General features: G+C 38.6%; 18 protein-coding genes and 3 tRNA genes. 6 read left to right on the top strand and 15 right to left on the bottom strand.

Translation table 11 applies throughout. The features are described from left to right. Positions 1 to 294: 294 nt before the first annotated feature. Both F994_RS03380 and F994_RS03375 read right to left on the bottom strand, forming a co-directional pair. Complete coding sequence (locus tag F994_RS03380; protein ID WP_004648672.1) at positions 295 to 1,116, bottom strand: PhzF family phenazine biosynthesis protein; 822 nt, start codon at positions 1,114 to 1,116, stop codon at positions 295 to 297. Between the two features lie 172 nt (positions 1,117 to 1,288). Further along, on the bottom strand, positions 1,289 to 2,677 hold the full coding sequence (locus F994_RS03375) for an L-cystine transporter (RefSeq protein WP_004648671.1): 1,389 nt from the start codon (positions 2,675 to 2,677) through the stop codon (positions 1,289 to 1,291). 387 nt (positions 2,678 to 3,064) lie between these two features. Between F994_RS03375 and gloB the strand changes: the two genes are divergently transcribed. Both gloB and F994_RS03365 read left to right on the top strand, forming a co-directional pair. Beyond that, the gene (gloB, locus tag F994_RS03370; protein ID WP_004648670.1) at positions 3,065 to 3,796 is read left to right on the top strand and encodes a hydroxyacylglutathione hydrolase; all 732 of its coding nucleotides are present in this window, start codon (positions 3,065 to 3,067) and stop codon (positions 3,794 to 3,796) included. Positions 3,797 to 4,421: 625 nt separating this feature from the next. Further along, complete coding sequence (locus F994_RS03365) at positions 4,422 to 4,625, top strand: hypothetical protein (protein ID WP_004648669.1); 204 nt, start codon at positions 4,422 to 4,424, stop codon at positions 4,623 to 4,625. Between the two features lie 138 nt (positions 4,626 to 4,763). Here the strand turns inward: F994_RS03365 and F994_RS03360 are convergent. The 5 genes from F994_RS03360 to F994_RS03340 form a co-directional block, all read right to left on the bottom strand. Beyond that, positions 4,764 to 4,848 (bottom strand) — tRNA-Leu (locus tag F994_RS03360). Positions 4,849 to 4,886: 38 nt separating this feature from the next. Further along, positions 4,887 to 4,960 (bottom strand) — tRNA-Trp (locus tag F994_RS03355). A gap of 33 nt (positions 4,961 to 4,993) precedes the next feature. Continuing rightward, a tRNA-Leu gene (locus tag F994_RS03350) sits at positions 4,994 to 5,078 on the bottom strand. A gap of 107 nt (positions 5,079 to 5,185) precedes the next feature. Then, on the bottom strand, positions 5,186 to 6,001 hold the full coding sequence (locus F994_RS03345; RefSeq protein ID WP_004648667.1) for a serine/threonine protein kinase: 816 nt from the start codon (positions 5,999 to 6,001) through the stop codon (positions 5,186 to 5,188). Then, positions 5,991 to 7,502, bottom strand: coding sequence for a DUF3336 domain-containing protein (locus F994_RS03340; protein ID WP_004648666.1), 1,512 nt, complete (start codon positions 7,500 to 7,502; stop codon positions 5,991 to 5,993). The genes F994_RS03345 and F994_RS03340 overlap by 11 nt, the downstream gene beginning before the upstream one ends. 191 nt (positions 7,503 to 7,693) lie before the next feature. On the opposite strand from F994_RS03340, the gene F994_RS03335 reads away from it, so the two are divergent. Both F994_RS03335 and F994_RS03330 read left to right on the top strand, forming a co-directional pair. Further along, entirely contained in the window at positions 7,694 to 8,566 is an 873-nt protein-coding gene (locus F994_RS03335; protein ID WP_004648665.1) for an ATP-binding protein, read from the top strand. Between the two features lie 282 nt (positions 8,567 to 8,848). Beyond that, positions 8,849 to 9,415, top strand: a complete 567-nt coding sequence (locus F994_RS03330; RefSeq protein ID WP_004648664.1) for a DUF4385 domain-containing protein — start codon at positions 8,849 to 8,851, stop codon at positions 9,413 to 9,415. A gap of 167 nt (positions 9,416 to 9,582) precedes the next feature. Here F994_RS03330 and tsaD read toward each other — a convergent pair whose 3' ends face one another. Then, a complete protein-coding gene (gene tsaD / locus F994_RS03325; protein ID WP_004648663.1) occupies positions 9,583 to 10,599 on the bottom strand; it encodes a tRNA (adenosine(37)-N6)-threonylcarbamoyltransferase complex transferase subunit TsaD in 1,017 nt (338 codons plus the stop codon). A gap of 144 nt (positions 10,600 to 10,743) precedes the next feature. Between tsaD and rpsU the strand changes: the two genes are divergently transcribed. After that, entirely contained in the window at positions 10,744 to 10,959 is a 216-nt protein-coding gene (gene rpsU, locus F994_RS03320; RefSeq protein WP_001136722.1) for a 30S ribosomal protein S21, read from the top strand. 39 nt (positions 10,960 to 10,998) lie between these two features. Next, positions 10,999 to 11,445 carry a GatB/YqeY domain-containing protein gene (locus tag F994_RS03315; RefSeq protein ID WP_004648662.1) on the top strand — a complete coding sequence of 149 codons (447 nt, stop codon included), beginning with the start codon at positions 10,999 to 11,001 and terminating at the stop codon, positions 11,443 to 11,445. A gap of 74 nt (positions 11,446 to 11,519) precedes the next feature. Here F994_RS03315 and F994_RS03310 read toward each other — a convergent pair whose 3' ends face one another. The 7 genes from F994_RS03310 to purF form a co-directional block, all read right to left on the bottom strand. Next, a complete protein-coding gene (locus F994_RS03310) occupies positions 11,520 to 11,882 on the bottom strand; it encodes a hypothetical protein (protein ID WP_004648661.1) in 363 nt (120 codons plus the stop codon). 81 nt (positions 11,883 to 11,963) lie between these two features. Beyond that, the gene (locus F994_RS03305) at positions 11,964 to 12,332 is read right to left on the bottom strand and encodes a GFA family protein (protein WP_004648660.1); all 369 of its coding nucleotides are present in this window, start codon (positions 12,330 to 12,332) and stop codon (positions 11,964 to 11,966) included. A gap of 49 nt (positions 12,333 to 12,381) precedes the next feature. Next, complete coding sequence (locus F994_RS03300; protein WP_004648659.1) at positions 12,382 to 13,821, bottom strand: M48 family metalloprotease; 1,440 nt, start codon at positions 13,819 to 13,821, stop codon at positions 12,382 to 12,384. Between the two features lie 86 nt (positions 13,822 to 13,907). Then, a complete protein-coding gene (locus tag F994_RS03295) occupies positions 13,908 to 14,876 on the bottom strand; it encodes a 2-hydroxyacid dehydrogenase (RefSeq protein WP_004648658.1) in 969 nt (322 codons plus the stop codon). After that, complete coding sequence (locus F994_RS03290) at positions 14,869 to 15,540, bottom strand: hypothetical protein (RefSeq protein WP_004648656.1); 672 nt, start codon at positions 15,538 to 15,540, stop codon at positions 14,869 to 14,871. Before F994_RS03290 ends, F994_RS03295 begins: the two co-directional genes overlap by 8 nt. 115 nt (positions 15,541 to 15,655) lie before the next feature. Further along, positions 15,656 to 17,506, bottom strand: a complete 1,851-nt coding sequence (locus F994_RS03285) for a M48 family metalloprotease (protein ID WP_407636530.1) — start codon at positions 17,504 to 17,506, stop codon at positions 15,656 to 15,658. Positions 17,507 to 17,636: 130 nt separating this feature from the next. Next, the gene (gene purF, locus F994_RS03280; protein ID WP_004648654.1) at positions 17,637 to 19,175 is read right to left on the bottom strand and encodes an amidophosphoribosyltransferase; all 1,539 of its coding nucleotides are present in this window, start codon (positions 19,173 to 19,175) and stop codon (positions 17,637 to 17,639) included. Positions 19,176 to 19,199: the final 24 nt, after the last annotated feature.

Below are 19,199 nucleotides of genomic sequence, written 5' to 3'. Positions count from 1 at the left end.
ATTCTTTCAGCATAACCACCGTCTTTTCTTGTGAATACAGCATCAAAGTGCTTAGTTACCGTCCAGAGTTGTGCAAGTGGTTAGGGCAAATAGTAGGTTTTATCTTTTGACCAAACTTTAAGTTTTAGTAGAGAACCAAACTCTACTATTTGCATATAGTGAGAGCTAATCACTATGTAAGTTAATATACAAGTAGAAATAATGCCTATACAAAGGTCATTTAAACTTTGCAATACATATAAGGCAGTGCAACCAGCCCTTTAATGAGTGCCGTGCGTAAAATCAGTTAGTATTTTACAAATATAATTCTGCCTGCATATACAATTTTGCATAACCTGAAATTTCAATCCGTTCATTTTCAAGCACAGCACAATACAACTCACCTCCACGCTGTGAGGCTTGATACGCTAAGACTTCATTCTTACCTAGTTTTTCAGCCCAAAGCGGCGCAATCGCGGTATGAATTGAACCGGTGACTGGATCTTCATTAATACCGTTGGCTGGGGCAAAATAACGCGAAATACAATCATATTGCTCAGCTTGCGCCGTTAAAGCCAAATCAACCCATGTTCCTTGTGCTGTAATTGCCGTTCGAATTTTCCCCAGTTGTTTTAACAGTTCTAAATTTGGCGTTTCATCTATGACATCTTGTGAATTCTCATATTCCACAATATAGGCTTGGCTATTCAAATACACATTTTTAAATGGCTTGCTTAAAGCTTGGCTTAGTATTTCAGGGTAGTCTGTAATTTTCTCTGCACGGCGAATTGGAAAATTCATTTTGATTTTGCCATCTGCCTCTTGGCTGACCACAAAAACACCCAAATTTTTCACATGAAATTGAATTACTTTAGCCGAGGTAAAATCTTTAAACAGCACAAAGCTACTGGCCAAAGTCGCATGTCCACAAAAATCGACTTCTGTTGTTGGGGTAAACCAACGAATTTCATAATTTTCTGCGTCAATGACTTTTACAAATGCCGTTTCAGACAAATTATTTTCCAAAGCCAAATTTTGCATCAATGCTTCATCCAACCATTGTTCGGTCACAATCACTGCGGCTGGATTGCCTTTAAATAACGCATTGGTAAAAGCATCGACCTGATACATTTTCATATTCATTGACCTTACTGTATTTTTTCATCATTTTACGCAACTCATCACCTCAAAATAGCGACAGATTTTAAAAAATAATTGATACAGATTATTTTGAATAAAAAAAAGCCAATAGTAATCTATTGGCTTTACATAAACGCATCATATGGACACGCTCATCAAAACTGATGGTTTAAATTTCTTTTAAATCGGCTGCATCTTGTTCAAATATCGATTTATTGGTTTGACCTAACAACTGACTCGTGACCATACCCGCAGTCATTGATCCATCCACATTCAATGCCGTACGGCCCATATCAATTAACGGTTCAATTGAAATCAGCAATGCCACCAATGTGACTGGCAAACCAAGCATAGGCAATACAATCAGTGCCGCAAATGTTGCACCACCACCAACACCTGCCACGCCAACCGAACTTAAAGTCACCACACAAACTAAGGTAATCATCCAGATAGGATCAAAAGGATTAATGCCGACCGTTGGGGCAACCATCACCGCCAACATGGCTGGATATAAGCCTGCACAACCATTTTGCCCAATCGTTGTTCCAAAAGATGCTGAAAAACTCGCAATCGACTCTGGCACACCTAAACGTCTAGTTTGGGCTTCAATATTTAAAGGAATACTCGCAGCACTTGAACGACTGGTAAATGCAAAGCTCAGTACTGGCCAAACCTTTTTAAAGAACTGAATCGGATTCACACCTGTGATCAATAGAATGACCGCATGTACAGCAAACATAATGGCTAAACCAACATAGGATGCTACTAAGAAACCACCTAAATTGAGAATATCTGCCATTTTAGAACTAACAACGACTTTTGCCATCAATGCAAAAACACCATAAGGTGTCAAAGTCATAATTAAACGCACCAACTTCATGACCCAAGCTTGTAGAACCTGTATCGCAGCCAGCACTTTTTGACCTTTTTCAGGATCGGTTTTAATTAGGTTTAAACCCGCCATGCCTAAAAGCACTGCAAAAATAACCACACTAATAATTGAGGTCGGATGAGCACCTGTCAGTTCTGCAAATGGATTACTCGGAATAAACGATAAAAATAAATCCGGTATATTGAGATCAGATACTTTATCAGCATAGTCCGTTTGAATCGTATTAAGTCGTTCTGTTTCAGCCGTGCCTTGAACTAAGCCAAGCGCACTCAATCCAAATAAGTGTGTCACTAAAATACCCACCGAAGCCGCTATTGCCGTGGTAAACAATAGCGTTCCAATGCTGAGGAAACTAATTTTCCCCAATGATCCTGCATCATGTAATCGAATGACTGCGCCCAAGATAGAGACAAAAACCAAAGGCATAACAACCATTTGTAAAAGTTTTACATAACCATTACCAATCAAATTAAACCATTGAGTGGTGTCTTTCAATACAGCAGCGTTTTCACCATAAATCAGGTGCAAAACCAAACCAAAAGCGACACCTAAACATAAACCGACTAAAACTTTTTTCGCTAAGCTCCAATCTGTTTTTCGTGTTTGGGTTAATAAAAGTAATAAGACAAAAAATGCGATAACATTCAATATCAAGGGTATATTCATATTTCTTCCCTTAGGATAATCTGTCTCTATTATAAAGCAAAACTTAATGCTGCTTTTAAAGCCTTAATGTTCTTCGTACATTTATTCTTCTCAATGAATCAAAAATTCAGCTTTGATGATAACAACGATTGCTTATGCAGCGCATCAAACCCGTGATGCTCAATAGTCGATAACGATAAAGTCCATATGGCTTTATCAAGTTTGCATCCAATCATGAATGGGTATTTTTAAATAGCCAAGCCGAAACTTCACAACTCCTATCCAGTTTTAGCGGTGCTACTCAGACTGGATAATGTGCTTGAATATTATGTTTTTGCACTCTACGACTAGAAAAAAATCGACTTTAACGCTAGCTTATTCATATCTATTTCACGGGTCTCGTATCTCATGACTTTTCAAATTCATATGATTGATGTCAAAAATCAATTACAAAACTATATTTGGTTATTAGAGCATCGACCAAGTAAGGATGTTGTTGCGATTGACCCAACTGAAGCACATTTAGTGGAAGCTTACTGTGCGGAAAACAACTTAAATTTAACGCAAATTTGGCTCACACATTGGCATAAAGACCATACTGGCGGCGTACCTGAGCTTTTACTCAATCGTAATATTCCAGTTTATGGCCCACGTGAAGAATTAACTAAAGTTCCCTTTATTACTCATCCGCTACAAGACCAAGCGCAAATCACATTCCATGATTTAGACATTGAAATTATTGCCGTACCCGGTCATACACTGGGTCATATTGTCTATTTTATTGAAGCTTTAGAGCTTGTTTTTTGCGGGGATACACTTTTTGCTATGGGATGTGGCCGGGTCTTTGAAGGGACATACGAACAGATGTATCATTCGCTCAATCGCTTGGCTGCCCTACCTGCGCGCACAAAAGTTTACTGCACGCATGAATATACCCTTGCAAATGCAAAATTCGCATTACATGTAGAACCAGACAATTTAGCGATTCAACAGCGCTTTGACGAGGTTGAAGCCAAGCGCATGCTCAGTCAATGCACACTGCCCAGTACAATTGAATTAGAACTAGAAACCAACCCATTTTTAAGAGTCGAAAATGTGGCAGAATTCCAACGACTAAGACAGTTAAAAGATAACTTTTAAGTTTGACTGATAAAATTTGATACATCTAAGCATGAGCCTATAGCTCAATTTGAATCAGCAATCTGTATGCCCGAGCATGACAGCAATAGGAATTAAATCTTGTTGCTGCATCTTTTGAATTTGATTTCATACATTCTGTTTAATCGTTTCTGTGATCATTCCATCATCTTACAAAAGTATCAGCATTCAGCAGAGACATCCTGTTCAAAACTCATTTAAGGTGGTTTCTATCTGATCTAAGCTGCCGACAAAACACCTCAATCAGCTAAGTTCTAGTACTTTTACTGCAATTTAGAACAATAGTCAGCCAAAGTCCGATAAAAAATGATTGAGCAACGCTTTTAAAATTGTGTATAAATATTTCCATTATTTCATGACACTGGCCACTACCAATAAAAATAATATAAATCAGTTTAATACAGCCCAAACTACCAGCTAAAAATTCATTTTATATTTAATTTTCTGTGCCAATTTTAATGCTTATTTACCCTGTTTTTGTATAAAAAACCAACCAAATAATTTTTTTATAAAAAACAGCACAAATCTCCCCTTTAAAAAAAACCATTTCACCCCTATTAATTATGAAGTGCCCACAAGGTATTTAATATATACAAGGAGTTCTCTCGTGAAAAAAGTTGTTAAAGCAAAAAATTTAATTGCATTTCGTATTTGGTTAGAAAAATTAGGCTATTCAGTAAAATCATTAACCGACAATCGCGGATTTACGTTTAGCTTTAAAAAAGAATATGGTCTTGTGACGTGTGATTTAGCGGGGAATTCACTTGCAATGCAACTGGGTGAAGAATTTGAAGATCATTTAAAAGCTTAAAGACAAGTTCACTTTTAGATCGAGATAAAAAGAATAACGTATGCAATATATTGAAAGCCCTGTTTAGGGCTTTTTATTTAACTTTTCATTATATACAGGCAATAAAAAAGCAAGGTTAATAACCTTGCTTTCATATGATGGTGGGGACGGAGAGACTCGAACTCTCACACCTTGCGGCGCTGGAACCTAAATCCAGTGCGTCTACCAATTTCGCCACGTCCCCATCAGGGTACCAACATGTTGTTGGATTTTTTAAAAACTTGGCAGAGGATCAAGGACTCGAACCTTGACGAACGGTTTTGGAGACCGTCATGCTACCATTACACCAATCCTCTATAACCTTATTATCAAACAAGTTTGATAATAATTGGTGGGGACGGAGAGACTCGAACTCTCACACCTTGCGGCGCTGGAACCTAAATCCAGTGCGTCTACCAATTTCGCCACGTCCCCAATGGCTGTGTATATTATAGAGATCGATTCATGATGACAAGACCTTTTTATGAAAAATCGTTTTGTTTGTTTAAATAAAAAACAAAAACGGTTTTTCTGTATTTTTCTTAAACAATTTCAGTCATTAAGCACTGTTTTAGAGTGTAAATATTGGTAAATCTATATTCTTTTTGCTTCGCCAGCATTCCATCTAAAAGCCTTTTAAACCGTAAAAAATGTTCTGGAAGTTCAATTGTTAACCTTTGACAGTGTAAATAGGCCCACTCTTGATAATTTTTTGCAGTCAGACGCTGCCCTGTAAGCCATTCATAAATAATGATGCCTAGCGCATAAATATCGGTTTGAACGGTTTTTGCCGCAGCATGAAACAATTCAGGTGCCATATAACGTGGCGTTGCGGTTAAACTTTGCAATACGACCTGTGAATTAATTTCTTGTACATGTTCAAAATCAATCAAGCACACTTTTTGTTGATACTGAACCAAATGCTCTCTTTTTAAATCAGCATGAATCCAACCGAATTGATGTAATTGATCAACGGCATCGAGTAACTGTAATAGTATTTTTTCAATCTCTTGAATCGGCAGCGCAGAACAATCATGGAGCAATGCCTCTGCATGTCCCACAATTAAAACAGCCTTCCCCGATACTTGTTGCTTAGCGAAAATATCGACGTCAGGCATAATTTGAAAGGGTAACAAAAAATCTGCACAGCTTTGTTGTGCTATACATTGTTGATAAAAAGCCAATTCATTTAAAAATCCGGCTTCATAATATGGATTAACATTCGATGCTTGGGTTTTCAACCAATAATGTTGCTGCTCATATTCAAATGCATATAAAGCACGCCCAAAAGCCAAACTTGTAGGCTTGGTCTTTAACGTTAAATTTAAACCATGAATATCTTCAGCATTAAACTGCAATAAATTCTGCGGCTTTTTGCTCTGGATCTTGTTGATAATTTAAAAGCTCCAAACAATGTTGAATGGTTTTACCGACGCGGGCATGCGTTTCAATAGATGACATTTTAGGCCATGTCGCCTGCTCACCTTCACGCTGTAATAATTTAAACAAATATGGACGTGGGTTCTGCAACATATAGGTATAGTGTCGCGAACTATAATTGCCCACAATATTCAAATCACCATAATAGCCTTGATCCACCACGCCATAACCATGATCAAGCAAACGTCGTATTGGTGGGATTTTTCCAACTCGGCCGCGTGCAAAGTCCATAATTCCTTTGGTAATGACCTTCCCCTGACGACGAATAATCCGTTCCGGCCAACTTAACATATCTTTGCGATAGCGCTCTGCATCACTTTGCATAAACGGCACAATATGTGGATTGACCTGACTGGCAATGGTGTAATTTAAATTATACAAGCGTGCCATTTTCTCTTGAGGAAAATCACTGCGTACACTGCCATCTACCCAACGCGTGGAGGCCATATATGGCGTTAATTCGCCATCGTAGCGTTTACTGGTGAGTCTAACGGGCGGAAATAATATCGGGACTGCACAGGACGCCAAAACGGCACTCCAAACCAACAAATCTGGTGATGTGTAGGCATTCATAATCCGCGCTTCTTGTGAAGCATCATAAGGGGCTACAGCCACATTGATGTGCAAGCCAGAAATTTTAAATGCTTCCTCAAAGGTAATATCACCTAAATTTTCCACAAGGAATTTCTTTAGGTATTTCACATCGGCAAGCCCACCATTACCTTTTAAAAGCTCACTGAATTTACGAAAATGAAAAGCTTCACTAAAAAAGTTTTCACCATTTAAACGCGCTGAAATTTCTGAAGGTTTTGAAGTCCCTAGCATTGCCGTCATAATGGCCCCTGCACTAGAGCCAGATAACACCTTGGGCATTAAATCTTGCTCAAGTAAAGCCTTACATACTCCCGTATGAAACAAACCTAAGGTTGCTCCTCCAGAGAACATTAAGGCAGGTTGCCCATATGCTTTTTTACAATGCTGAAAAAAATCAATTTTTTCTGACAATGACAAACACTGACAAGCCGTTGAAGCAATAAAAGCCAGACTTTCACTGACTTCTTCCACATAATCTTCAATAATTTTTTTAGTTCCCATATATGTCGCAGTGAACAACATGGGATGAGCAATATTCGCAATATCGTAGGTTAAACCTTCACGTAATATATACATCAGATCACGGGTACGTTTTTGCAGCCGATAGCGTTTTAATAAAACTAATCGATGGGCAATAATTTCAGCATCAAAATAAGGTGAGCAGTTATCAAACTTCCATTCTTGAGCGCCAGATTCTTCATCTATTTTCAGCGCGATACTTTTCCATTCTTCATATGATTCGGCTGTTCCGAGTTGGCTTTTTAATTTTTTTATTCGATACGCTTGATGTGGATTAATATCTTGTGTGAAATCTTTAAATAACATACCTATCCCTCAAACACTTTCATTGTCATTCACTATTCATAATAGGTCATCAAGCATTACATTGACAGAAAACTCAGCGGATTATCATGACAAAAAATGCCTATTCCATTGGCAAATCACGACTAATTGATATACAGTTCTTAAGCAAAACTATCTTTTTTTTATCTTTCAAACGTACAAGCTGAACAATCATGGCAACAATTAATTTACCTGACCATATCTTAGAAGCTCTTTCTACTGTACTGCAACAATTACAGCAGAATTTACCCGAACTGAAACAAGAAACTGACTTTTCAGCATCTGCTTATAAATGGCAAGACAAACAATTGAAAGCCATTCAACAACCGAAGAAAATTTATTTAGATGATTTAAAAGGGATTGAAAAGCAAAAACAAAAAGTAATCCAAAACACCTTACAATTTCTCCAAGGTCTGCCAGCGAATGACGTACTACTTACCGGCTCACGAGGCACAGGAAAGTCCTCTATTGTGCGTGCTTTACTGACTCAATATGAATCTAAGGGTTTACGTTTAATTGAAATAGAACGTGATGATTTGTCAGACTTACCTGAAATTCAGAAGCTTATTCAAGATCGTCCTGAAAAATTTATTGTGTATTGTGATGATTTGGCTTTTAACGCAGAAGATGAAAACTACCGCAGTTTAAAAAGTGTGCTAGATGGTTCGCTACAGTCAGGCTCAAGCAATTTTATTATTTATGCAACCAGTAACCGTCGTCACTTATTGCCTGAATTTATGCATGAAAATACGCCTGTTACGCGTGTCGATGTGCCGCAATACACAGAATTACATCCTCAAGAAGCGATTGAAGAAAAAATTTCATTGTCTGATCGTTTTGGTTTATGGCTGTCTTTTTACCCAATGGATCAGAAGCTCTATTTAGAAATAGTCGAACATTATTTAGCTAAAGCAGATACGGAATTTACTGATGAAGTTCGTGCTGAATCTTTAAGATGGTGTCAACTACGTGGTCAACGTTCTGGACGTGCCGCTTATCAGTTTTCCAAACATTGGATTGGCTCGCAACGATTGGCATCCTTTTAATTTTTCATGATTTCTGAAATAATGATCTAAAATCAAATGCACCATCATTTTAGATTGTTGTTTCAGTCGTTCGTATTTGCAAAAATTCTAGATTATTGATTGTTTAATATCTTCTCTCTCAAAACACTGAATCCTTTTATTTAGGCGAGATAAACAGCTGTGGTGATATACATTATTATATACATTGCAGTTTTGACATATCACAATGCCTTAAACTCTATCTAAGCTCGTTATGAATAGTGTTTATTATTCAAAGAAATCACACATTTTAAGGAATCCCCCATGACCGATAATGAACAGGTTTCATTAACGCCTAAGTCTGATGCCAAAACATTTTCACGCAGTTTTGACTTTTCACTCGACTTTGAAAAGATTAATTTTAGAAAGCGTCCAAAGTTATATCGCATTGGTCGTGGTGAAGAAGGTGTTTTATTGGTTGAACCGTATAAATCGGAAATTTTACCCTTTTGGCAATTTGAAGATGAAGCACAAGCCACTGAAAGTAGTGCAAAAATCTTTGCATTATTCCTAGATTATTTAGAGAAGAATGATTTTGTTGGCGCAGACATGGCAAGAAAATTTTTGCTCATGGGTTATACGCGTGCGCGTCGTTATGCAAATCATAAAAAAGGCACACATAAAACTGGCCGAAAAAATAAAGGGGCGACACCCAAAGTTAAAGTATTACTTAATGATGCTGTTGCAACTGAAAAACATCCACACAGCCATACAGATGAAGTCAAAGCGACTGTGGCGAAAATTTTTAAAGATAAAAGCGATCAAGCAAAATTAAATCCAAAATATATTGAACTTAAAGAGCAATTCAATCTATTGATTCGTCAAGATTAATTGAAGCATTCATGAAGAGCATCATTAAAAGAGTAATTTCTTAATGAGAAATTACTCTTTTTTTATTGTTTCGAGTCTCTTTTTAGCAATACTCGACTTAAAACCATTCATACTGCGATAAATGAAGATAAAAAAAGAGGCTTTCGCCTCTTTTCAAAATTCAATACTTATTCCTGCTCAGGATTGCTCAATTCCGTCATCGGCCAGCGTGGTGTCGTGGTTACCGACAAACCATCGTGTTGCCCCGCTTTTAAACGCTGATAACCTGCAAAGGCAATCATTGCCCCGTTATCGGTACATAATGCAGGTTCTGCATAGTAAACGGTCGCTTTAATTTTCGCTAAATCGGCTTCTAACCGTTCACGTAAACGCGAATTGGCACTCACACCACCCGCGATCACCAACCGTTTTAAACCCGTTTGCTTCAAAGCTTTAACCGATTTTTTAACCAAGGTATCGACCAAGGCTTCTTGAAAAGACGCAGCAATATCTGCTTCGCGGTTTTGACCGGCAACTTTTTTCAATTGAATGGAAACCGCAGTTTTTAAACCACTAAATGAAAAGTCCAACCCTTGATGTAACATCGGACGTGGAAAATCAAAAGCGGTTGCACTGCCTTGTAAGGCTAATTTAGATACATTGGGTCCACCCGGATAAGCAAGCCCCATCATTTTTGCAACTTTATCAAAAGCTTCACCCGCAGCATCATCAATCGACTCACCAAGGAGTTCATATTGACCAATGCCATGTGCTGCCATAAGCTGGGTATGCCCACCAGAGACCAATAAAGCGACAAATGGAAATTCTGGCGGAGTTTCAGACAATAAAGGCGCCAACATATGACCTTCCATATGATGCACACCAATGGCCGGTTTATTTAATGCAAATGCTAGGGTACGACCAAATAATGCACCGGTCATTAACGCGCCCATTAAGCCAGGGCCGCGGGTATAAGCAATCGCATCAATTTCTGATTTTTGAATTTTACTTTCTTCAAGCAATTGATTCATTAAAGGAATTAGCTTGCGCACATGGTCACGTGAAGCCAACTCTGGCACAACGCCACCATATTCAGCATGCAATTTAATCTGGCTATATAGCACCTGTGCTCTTAAACCAACTTCACTGTCATAAAGTGCTAAACCTGTTTCATCACATGAAGTTTCTAAGCCAAGAACGATCATTAAACTGCCTTTTACCCGTATCTAAATATTACTAATGCTATTATAGACTTGTGATATGAGATGTAAATGAGTAAAATACTGTCCTTCACTTGTGATCTAGGCAATCCAGTCTAGATCTTATCCATAACTTAATGAGGATTCTTCATGCCACAAGTTAAATTGAAAGAAGGCGAACCAGTAGACGTAGCTATCCGTCGTTTCAAACGTTCATGCGAAAAAGCGGGCGTTTTAGCTGACGTTCGTAAACGCGAATTCTATGAAAAACCAACTCAAGAACGTAAACGCAAAAAAGCTGCTGCAGTTAAACGCTACCAAAAGAAATTGGCGCGTGAATCTGTACGTACTACTCGCCTTTACTAAAATTAATTTGTGACTGATTGACTGAACTGGAAAAAATAGATGACGACTTTAAAAAACCAAATAACTGAAGTTTTGAAAGCAGCTATGCGCGCTAAAGAAATGTCTAAGTTAACGGTAATTCGTGGTCTACAGGCAGCAATCAAACAAATTGAAATCGATGAGCGCGTAGAGCTTGATGATAGTCGAGTTCTTGCGGTCATTGAAAAGCAAATCAAACAACGTAAAGAATCGATTAAAGCCTTTGAAGGTGCTAATCGACAAGACTTAGCTAGTAAGGAACAAGCCGAAGTTGAGATTATCTCTCAATTTCTACCAGCAGCTATGACTGAGGAAGAACTTGATTCAATCATTGCACAGACAATTACTGCGCAAGAAGCTACTAGCATGAAAGATATGGGTAAGGTGATGAATTCTCTACGTCCGATCATAGCCGGACGTGCCGATCCTGCACAAGTTTCTGCAAAAATTAAAGCAAAACTTGCGTAATCCCACGCTTATCAAATTTATTCTTTAACGTTGAACTGCCTTCTCTTTAAAGACAGTTCAAAAGTTGTTATTTTCTATTTCAGATCACATTGAATATTATATTTTTTCAAAATTAACATCTCTTTTGACGACATTACTTGATCAATCACATCTTGCTTAGTCATTTGTCTAAATTGACGATCCAAAGCCCCTCTATTTTGATCTGCCGCTTGATATAGCCGCTCAACATAATCCCCAACAATTCCACAGAATTGTACCTGTTGCTGTGGTGTAAAATTGCTCTGTCGCGCATCTAAACCACTAAAAAAATTCCTTGTTTCCTGCTTATACTGGTTAGAAATTTTTTCTACTGCTGCTACATATTGCTCTACGCTTGCAAAGACACGACCTGATGCAGAACACCCCAACACCAATAAGCAAAATAATATTTTTTTCATAAATCAATCAATACAGGTCATCGTTAAAAATATAAATTCAAACCAAGATTATCATATACTTAGCAACTTTAGCGGTAGATTTCATTCATCTATATGCAAAAAAGAGGGTTTGTATTCTAGGTAAGCCTGTTCCGTTGGTGCTGGCAATTGACCACTGGTTACCGTGCCCAAGCGTAAACGTATAACATCAGGTAGATCCACCCGATAAGAATAAATAGGACTACCACACTCTTGGCAAAAAACACGTGCTTTATAAGGACTATGAAAATATTCTTTTAAAAATTTAATACCACTACTAATCTCAAATTTAGATTTATCTAACGGGCTATTCCAACCAAATAGAGAACCTTGAGCACGTTGGCAGTGCTTACAATAACAGATGATTGTTTTTTCAATCTCGGCATGATAACGGTATGTTACCAACCCACATAAGCATTGCCCTTCAATCATTTCCAACCTCCTTATTTTTATTCTCTTTGCTGTAAAAAATTATCCTGAGTTAGATTTTTAGCTGTCGCTCTTTTTGCATTTCACTCAGTCGTATTTTAAGTTTTGCAGACAATCCTTCATTATTTTTAACTAAACGCTCTGCGTGCAATAATGACTTAATTGCATTTTCTTCCCAACCCGACCAATATTCAACCTCTGCACGATAACGTAATACATTCACCGTTCTCAAAGGGGATTGTTGATCAATATTTGCAGCTTGTTGCATCAAACGCCATGCAGCAATATCTCGCGGATTCTTATTGCTAAAACGCTGGATTAAGCTCAGGGCTTGCCCTGCTTCCTTTTGACGAATCAACACTTCAGCCAATTTAAAAGCTAAAGCTCTATTTTCAGGCATAATTCGCGCAGTGGATTGAATCGCTGTATATGCTTCATCGACTTTATTTTGCCCTAAATAAATATCCGTTTGAATAAGAATCATCAAATTATTTAAACGCTGATGCATCTTTGCCTGATCTAAAACTTGCTGAGCGAGAACATAGTCGCCTTGTTTTAAATAAAATGCAGATAAAGCCACCTGTCCCGCAAAATTTTTACGATTTGCCAAAATCTGTAATTGTTGTTCTGTTGCCTGATTAGAGATCACCATACTGTACCATTTCAGTATTTCAAAATCTTCATCATGCAAATTCGATTTCACTTGAGGCAATTGATTTGCCCGTAAGCGTGCTTCACTCATCCGCTCCGTGCTCAATGGATGTGTTAACCAAAAATCAGGTAAAAAAGACACTTGGCTCGTCGCGCGATGCATCACCTCAAAAAAGTCAGCCATACTCTGTGGGTTATAACCCGCTGAATACATATATTGCATACCAATACGATCGGCTTCGCGCTCTTGGTTACGGCTATAATTCAACTGCTTATCCATTAATGCGGCTTGTGTCCCCAACATCACGGCTGTACCAATATCACCATCTGCTTGCGAAGCAACCAAAGCTCCCACCAAAAGCCCTGCTAAGGTCAGTAAACCTTGCCCCTTAAATGCTTCTTGTGAACGACTGTAATGACGTTGTGATACATGTGCCACCTCATGCGCCATTACACCTGCCACCTCATCCATATTTCGAGCAGAGGTAATTAAGCCTGCATTCAGGGCAAATAATCCACCGGGAACAGCAAAAGCATTAATTTGAGCATCGTTAATGATCACCAAGCCTATAGGCTGACCAAGCTGGGTTTGACTTAAAATATGTGCAAATACATTGAATAACTGATCTTCTAACCATGGGTTTTGCATGACTGGCATGTGTCTTTGCACTTCGCGAAAGACTTTTTCCCCTATCATTTTTTCTTTTTGCTGGTCAATTAAACCAATCCCACTGCCAATTTCAGGAACACTAAACTGGGGCACAGCATTCAGATTAGCACTGTGCGTTGTCCCCATGACTGAAATCAAAGCTGTACTACAAGCCAATAAAAACCGTTTCAATGCTATATACTCAAACTGCTTTTTTTCAATTTATCAGACTATAGCATTGAAAATTGAAGGCATTTGCAATGAAGTGTTATTAAATTTTAAGAAAATACAGGATTGACGATATAAGGTGGGGTCTGCCCTTCAAGTGCATCCACCACATTACGATAGGCGAGTTCAGCCATTTTTTTACGCGTCTCTGCGGTAGCAGAACCGACATGTGGCAAAGTCACCACATTGTCCAAATGAAAAAGCTCCGATTCTTGTAACGGCTCTTTTGCATACACATCCAGTCCCGCAGCAAAAATCTTACCGGCCTTCAAGGTAGCAATAAGTGCCTGCTGATCCACTACAGAACCACGAGCAATATTTACAAAAACCGCATGGGGTTGCATGTTATCAAATTCAGATTGCCCAATTAATGCTTTAGATTCGGCATTTAAATCAACGGCAACAACAATAAAATCAGACTGTTGCAACAACTCATTCAAAGCGCAATATTTTGCATTTAAAGGCTGTGCCAATTCCAGTCTTTCACGGCGGTTATGGTAAAGAATATTCATATTAAAACCATAAAAACCACGACGTGCCACAGCAACACCAATATTACCTAGACCAATAATACCGAGTGTTTTACCAAAAATATCATGCCCAAATTGTGCTTCACCCACAGTACGTTGCCAATGACCTTGCTTGGTCCATTGATCTAAATAAGGCACTTTTCGCGCAGCACTCATCAACAAAGTAAAGGCTAAATCAGCCGTGGTTTCGGTCAACACATGCGGTGTATTGGTTAACCAAATTTTTTTCTGATTCAAATAAGCAAGATCATAATTATCATAACCAACACTCACACTGGAAATAATTTTAAGCTGCTGTGCGGTCGCCAAATTACTTTCATTCAGTAAACGCCCCGCACCAATCATGGCATCCGCATCTTTGACCTGTTCGCGTATTTGCTCATTCACATCACCCTGTTTTGGGTTAATCACCACCACATGATATTGAGCTTGTAAGCGCTGAAGTACATCTTGATCTAGCTGACTAAAAACCACAACTTTCTTATTCATATCCCATCCGCGCTCTGATTACTTTTTTTTGCATAAATTGCCATAGGCGTTTTTTCAATAATGGCTGATCAAGCATTTCTTGCAAGCCAGCCAAATTTATACTTTTGGGGTCAGCTAAATAAGGCAGCTGCCCGATTAAAATAATGTTTTTATCTGCACTAATAGCATCCAAGAAACCGTGTACATAACTGTCTACACCACGACTATCTTGGAAATTAAGCAAAGGAAATGGCCACTGTAGCTCATAATATTCAGCCTGAACTGCCTGCTGAATATTATTCCAAAGCTGCTGTTGTTCAGCCGTCATTTCCGTGGCATCAACAACAATGACACAATCGGGCAAGCCAAAAGCTTGTAATTGAAAAGGTGCGATCTGTAGAGCTGTACGTTCTTCAATAGCCAAAGGTGCAACTTCAGTTGGCACTTCTTTGATCACAGATGGTGTGATTAAAGCTTCTATCCGCTCAAGTACTTTAGGCTGCTCAATCTGAGGCACTATTGGTATTTCAGGCTGAGATTTCGCAATGACAATTTCAGTCAAATATTCAGGTGCAGCCTGATCTCGCCAGATCGATGACGATGGCATATTCTGACATGCAACATCCTTAGGAATCCAAATATCGATCCCTAATGTCGCCAGTATGTCACGCTGATGCCCTATCATCTTTTTTCATCACCAATTTAATGCTTGGTATTCTAACGATAATATCTATATTTTGCTGTGCTTTTATTGACGATTAGTTTAATCATCACTCATCTATAATTTTATCTCACCCTTGCTACACAATCATCAAACTATTTTTTTTCTGCATTTGTTCAACAATTTCACTGGTTTCAAAACCAAAACGCCAATACAGCAATTGCAATACGTCCAATTCATCTTGGGTGATAATACGATCATTCCACAAACAGAGTTCTGCAATCCCCAAAATACTTAAACGGTCACGCAACAACAACCCCGCGATATCATTCAAAATTTCAGCCAAATCAATCGGCTCATCTGAAATTTCTGTATACATTTCCAATTCTTTCGCACCAAGTACACGCTTTAGAATTTTTTCACGTACATCAAGCTGATTTAAGCTATTAATCTGCTGCACATGCAATAAAGCATCAATCAAACGTACAATATCGGGTTTTACCTCTCCCAGAGAGGTTGGCATATGCAACGGTAGAAGATTCAATTCAAATTTCACATATTCAAGCAGCAATTCATCCAACAGCCCAATTTCACCATCTTCTTGAATAATCCGAGCCAATTTGGTTAAAAATTGCCGTGCAATTGTGGCTGGCATACCACCAATGTTTTTACATGCATCATAAAAAATAGAAATATGGACACGACCATCCAAATTCAGCAAAGAATCGACAATTGCGCGGCTAACCTCTGCATCTGCTGGAATAAATTCACGATATTGGCGAATCATTAAAATTGCCACCATAACTTCACGCGAACCCGTCGCGGTCTGCAAAGCCCTTAATATCAACTCTGGACGCTGCATATTATGGCGTATTTCTGGATTTAAAGGCTTAATGGCATCCTTAATGGCAAAACTTATGGGTGATAAACGCAATAGTGGCAAGGGTTGTGGCGAACTCCATGGCAGATATATTTCACTATTCATTTCCTCTAAGGATCGAAATAAACTGAATAATGGCTGATTGCGTAGTTTTTTTAAATTTTCCAGCTGTAAATCTTGCACCAAACCCGGATTCAACTCATAAATACGCTGTTCAATCGCTGGATGGATATTCATCCAATTTTGTGGACTTAAAGAGTTGGCAAAACACATATGTGAAATAGATTCAGCATACTCACTATGAATTTGCGAACCTGAATGATGCACATAAATTCTTAATAGCGTCTGAACATTGGCATCATTTTGAATAAGGCGCTTGGTTTTTTGATCATTTTTAAAGGTTCGACTACCCAAAGATATATATTTGATAAAACGGGTAATTAAGATCCCAAGACTTCCAACCAACCAAATAACACCCCCAATTGCAACAAAGGAAGTCGCAAATTTATGGGTATGCGCTTGACCATGCTTCGTAAAACCCAGCTTGGCAATTTTACTGCCCCACTGGCTAAAAGTAGTTAAACTGCTATAGAGAATTTTTAATCGCGTATTTTCTGCCGTGTCACCCGATAAAATTTTATTAAATTCATGGCTTAACAAGCCATAAAGCTCCAATTCATCTAAATTTTGTAAAGCGCCCCAAGTCAAAATAATGACAATATCCCGCGGATAAAATCCAGCAGTCAGTGCATTGACACCCACTTCATCGGGAAGCACATATACAGCGGGTGTCTCAATTAAAAAGGTATTCGCCAATTGCTCAGTTACTCTCAAAGCAACATTTTCTTCAGGAATACTTTCAATTAAACTGAGTCGACGAGCACCCAATTGCTTTGCAAGCGAATGCCCACCCGAACGAAATACATAGAACTCGTAAAGTACAGAAATGGTCATCACACTAAGCAACGACGCAATGAGATAAGGACTTAATGCATGCCAAAAGATAGACTGAGTTGAATCAAGATAAAAGACCAACAAACCCAAAATCGTATTTAAAATGAATAGCGTTAACAACACCGCGAGTATACAAACACTTGCAGACCAAACCATGTTTTTATTTTTAATGAAAGAATAACCCACGCTCTTCAATGTAAAGATCCTCTATTACATTGTCTTTATTGAACTATCATAAATGAAAAAAGCGGGAAATTCCCGCTTTTCATCGAATTAAAGAAGAATTTTATTCTTCTTTTACTCCAGTAAGATCAACTGATGCGGCATCAATATTCACATCAATATAACCACCTTTCGCTTTTTTTGCAGAATCATTACGTTTACGTTCAAGCTCATCTAAATAAGCTTCATCGATTCCGCCTGCAACATACACACCATCAAATACAGAGCAATCAAATTCCTGTAATGCTGGCACTTTACTGGTACGTACTGCACCTTTTAAATCCTCCAAATCTTGGAAAATTAAACGATCTGCACCAATAATTTCACGGATCTCTTCAACGCTACGACCAGAGGCAATAAGCTCATCTTTCGCAGGCATATCAATACCATACACATTTGGATATTTCACCATAGGTGCAGCAGAAGCAAAAAATACTTTTTTCGCACCTGCATCACGTGCCATTTGAATAATTTCGTTACAGGTCGTACCACGAACAATCGAGTCATCCACCAGCAATACATTCTTGCCTTTAAACTCAAGTTCCACTGGGTTTAACTTTTGACGAACTGATTTTTCACGCTGTTTCTGACCCGGCATAATGAAGGTACGTCCGATATAACGGTTCTTCATAAAGCCTTCACGAAACTTCACACCCAGAATATTGGCAAGCTCTAAAGCTGAAGTACGTGATGTATCTGGAATTGGAATCACCACATCAATATCGTGTTCCTCGCCCCATTCACGTGAAATTTTATAGGCAAGTTTTTCACCCATTTTCAAACGTGCTTTGTATACCGAAATACCGTCAATAATCGCATCTGGACGCGCAAAATAAACGTATTCAAAAATACATGGGCGATATTCTGGGTTTGTTGCACATTGCTGGGTAAAAATCTCACCTTCCGATGAAATAAAGATTGCTTCACCCGGCTCAATATCACGCTCGACTTTAAAACCTAAAGCTCTAATCGCAACAGATTCAGAGGCAATGATGTATTCCATGCCTTGTTCCGTTTCGCGTGAACCATAAATTAATGGACGAATACCGTTTGGATCACGAAAGCCGACCAAACCCTGTCCAGTGATCATTGCCACAACACCATAAGCACCTTTACAACGCTCATGAACACGTGAAACCACTTTAAAAATATCTTCTGGGGTTGGATTCAGCTTGCCATTTTTTTGCATTTCATGTGCAAAGACATTTAACAATACTTCTGAATCTGAATCCGTATTCATATGACGAAGATCTGTTTTAAACAAATCATCGTGAATTTCTTCAGCGTTGGTCAAGTTACCGTTATGCGCCAAAGTAATCCCATAAGGTGAGTTCACATAAAATGGCTGTGCTTCTGCACTGCTTGATGAACCCGCTGTAGGATAACGCACATGACCAATACCGTAATTACCTAGCAATGCACGCATATGACGCGTATGAAAAACATCGCGTACCATACCGTTGTCCTTACGCAAGAACAACCGCCCTTCATGACAAGTTACTATTCCGGCTGCATCCTGACCACGATGCTGTAACATCGTTAATGCATCAAACAACATTTGGTTAACAGGTGACTTACCAGCTATACCAACTACTCCACACATAGCAACCTCGCAAACACGCTAGGA

It is taken from the genome of Acinetobacter bohemicus ANC 3994 (genome assembly GCF_000367925.1).
Lineage (GTDB): Bacteria > Pseudomonadota > Gammaproteobacteria > Pseudomonadales > Moraxellaceae > Acinetobacter > Acinetobacter bohemicus.
This window is presented reverse-complemented; position numbering and strand designations above follow the sequence as displayed.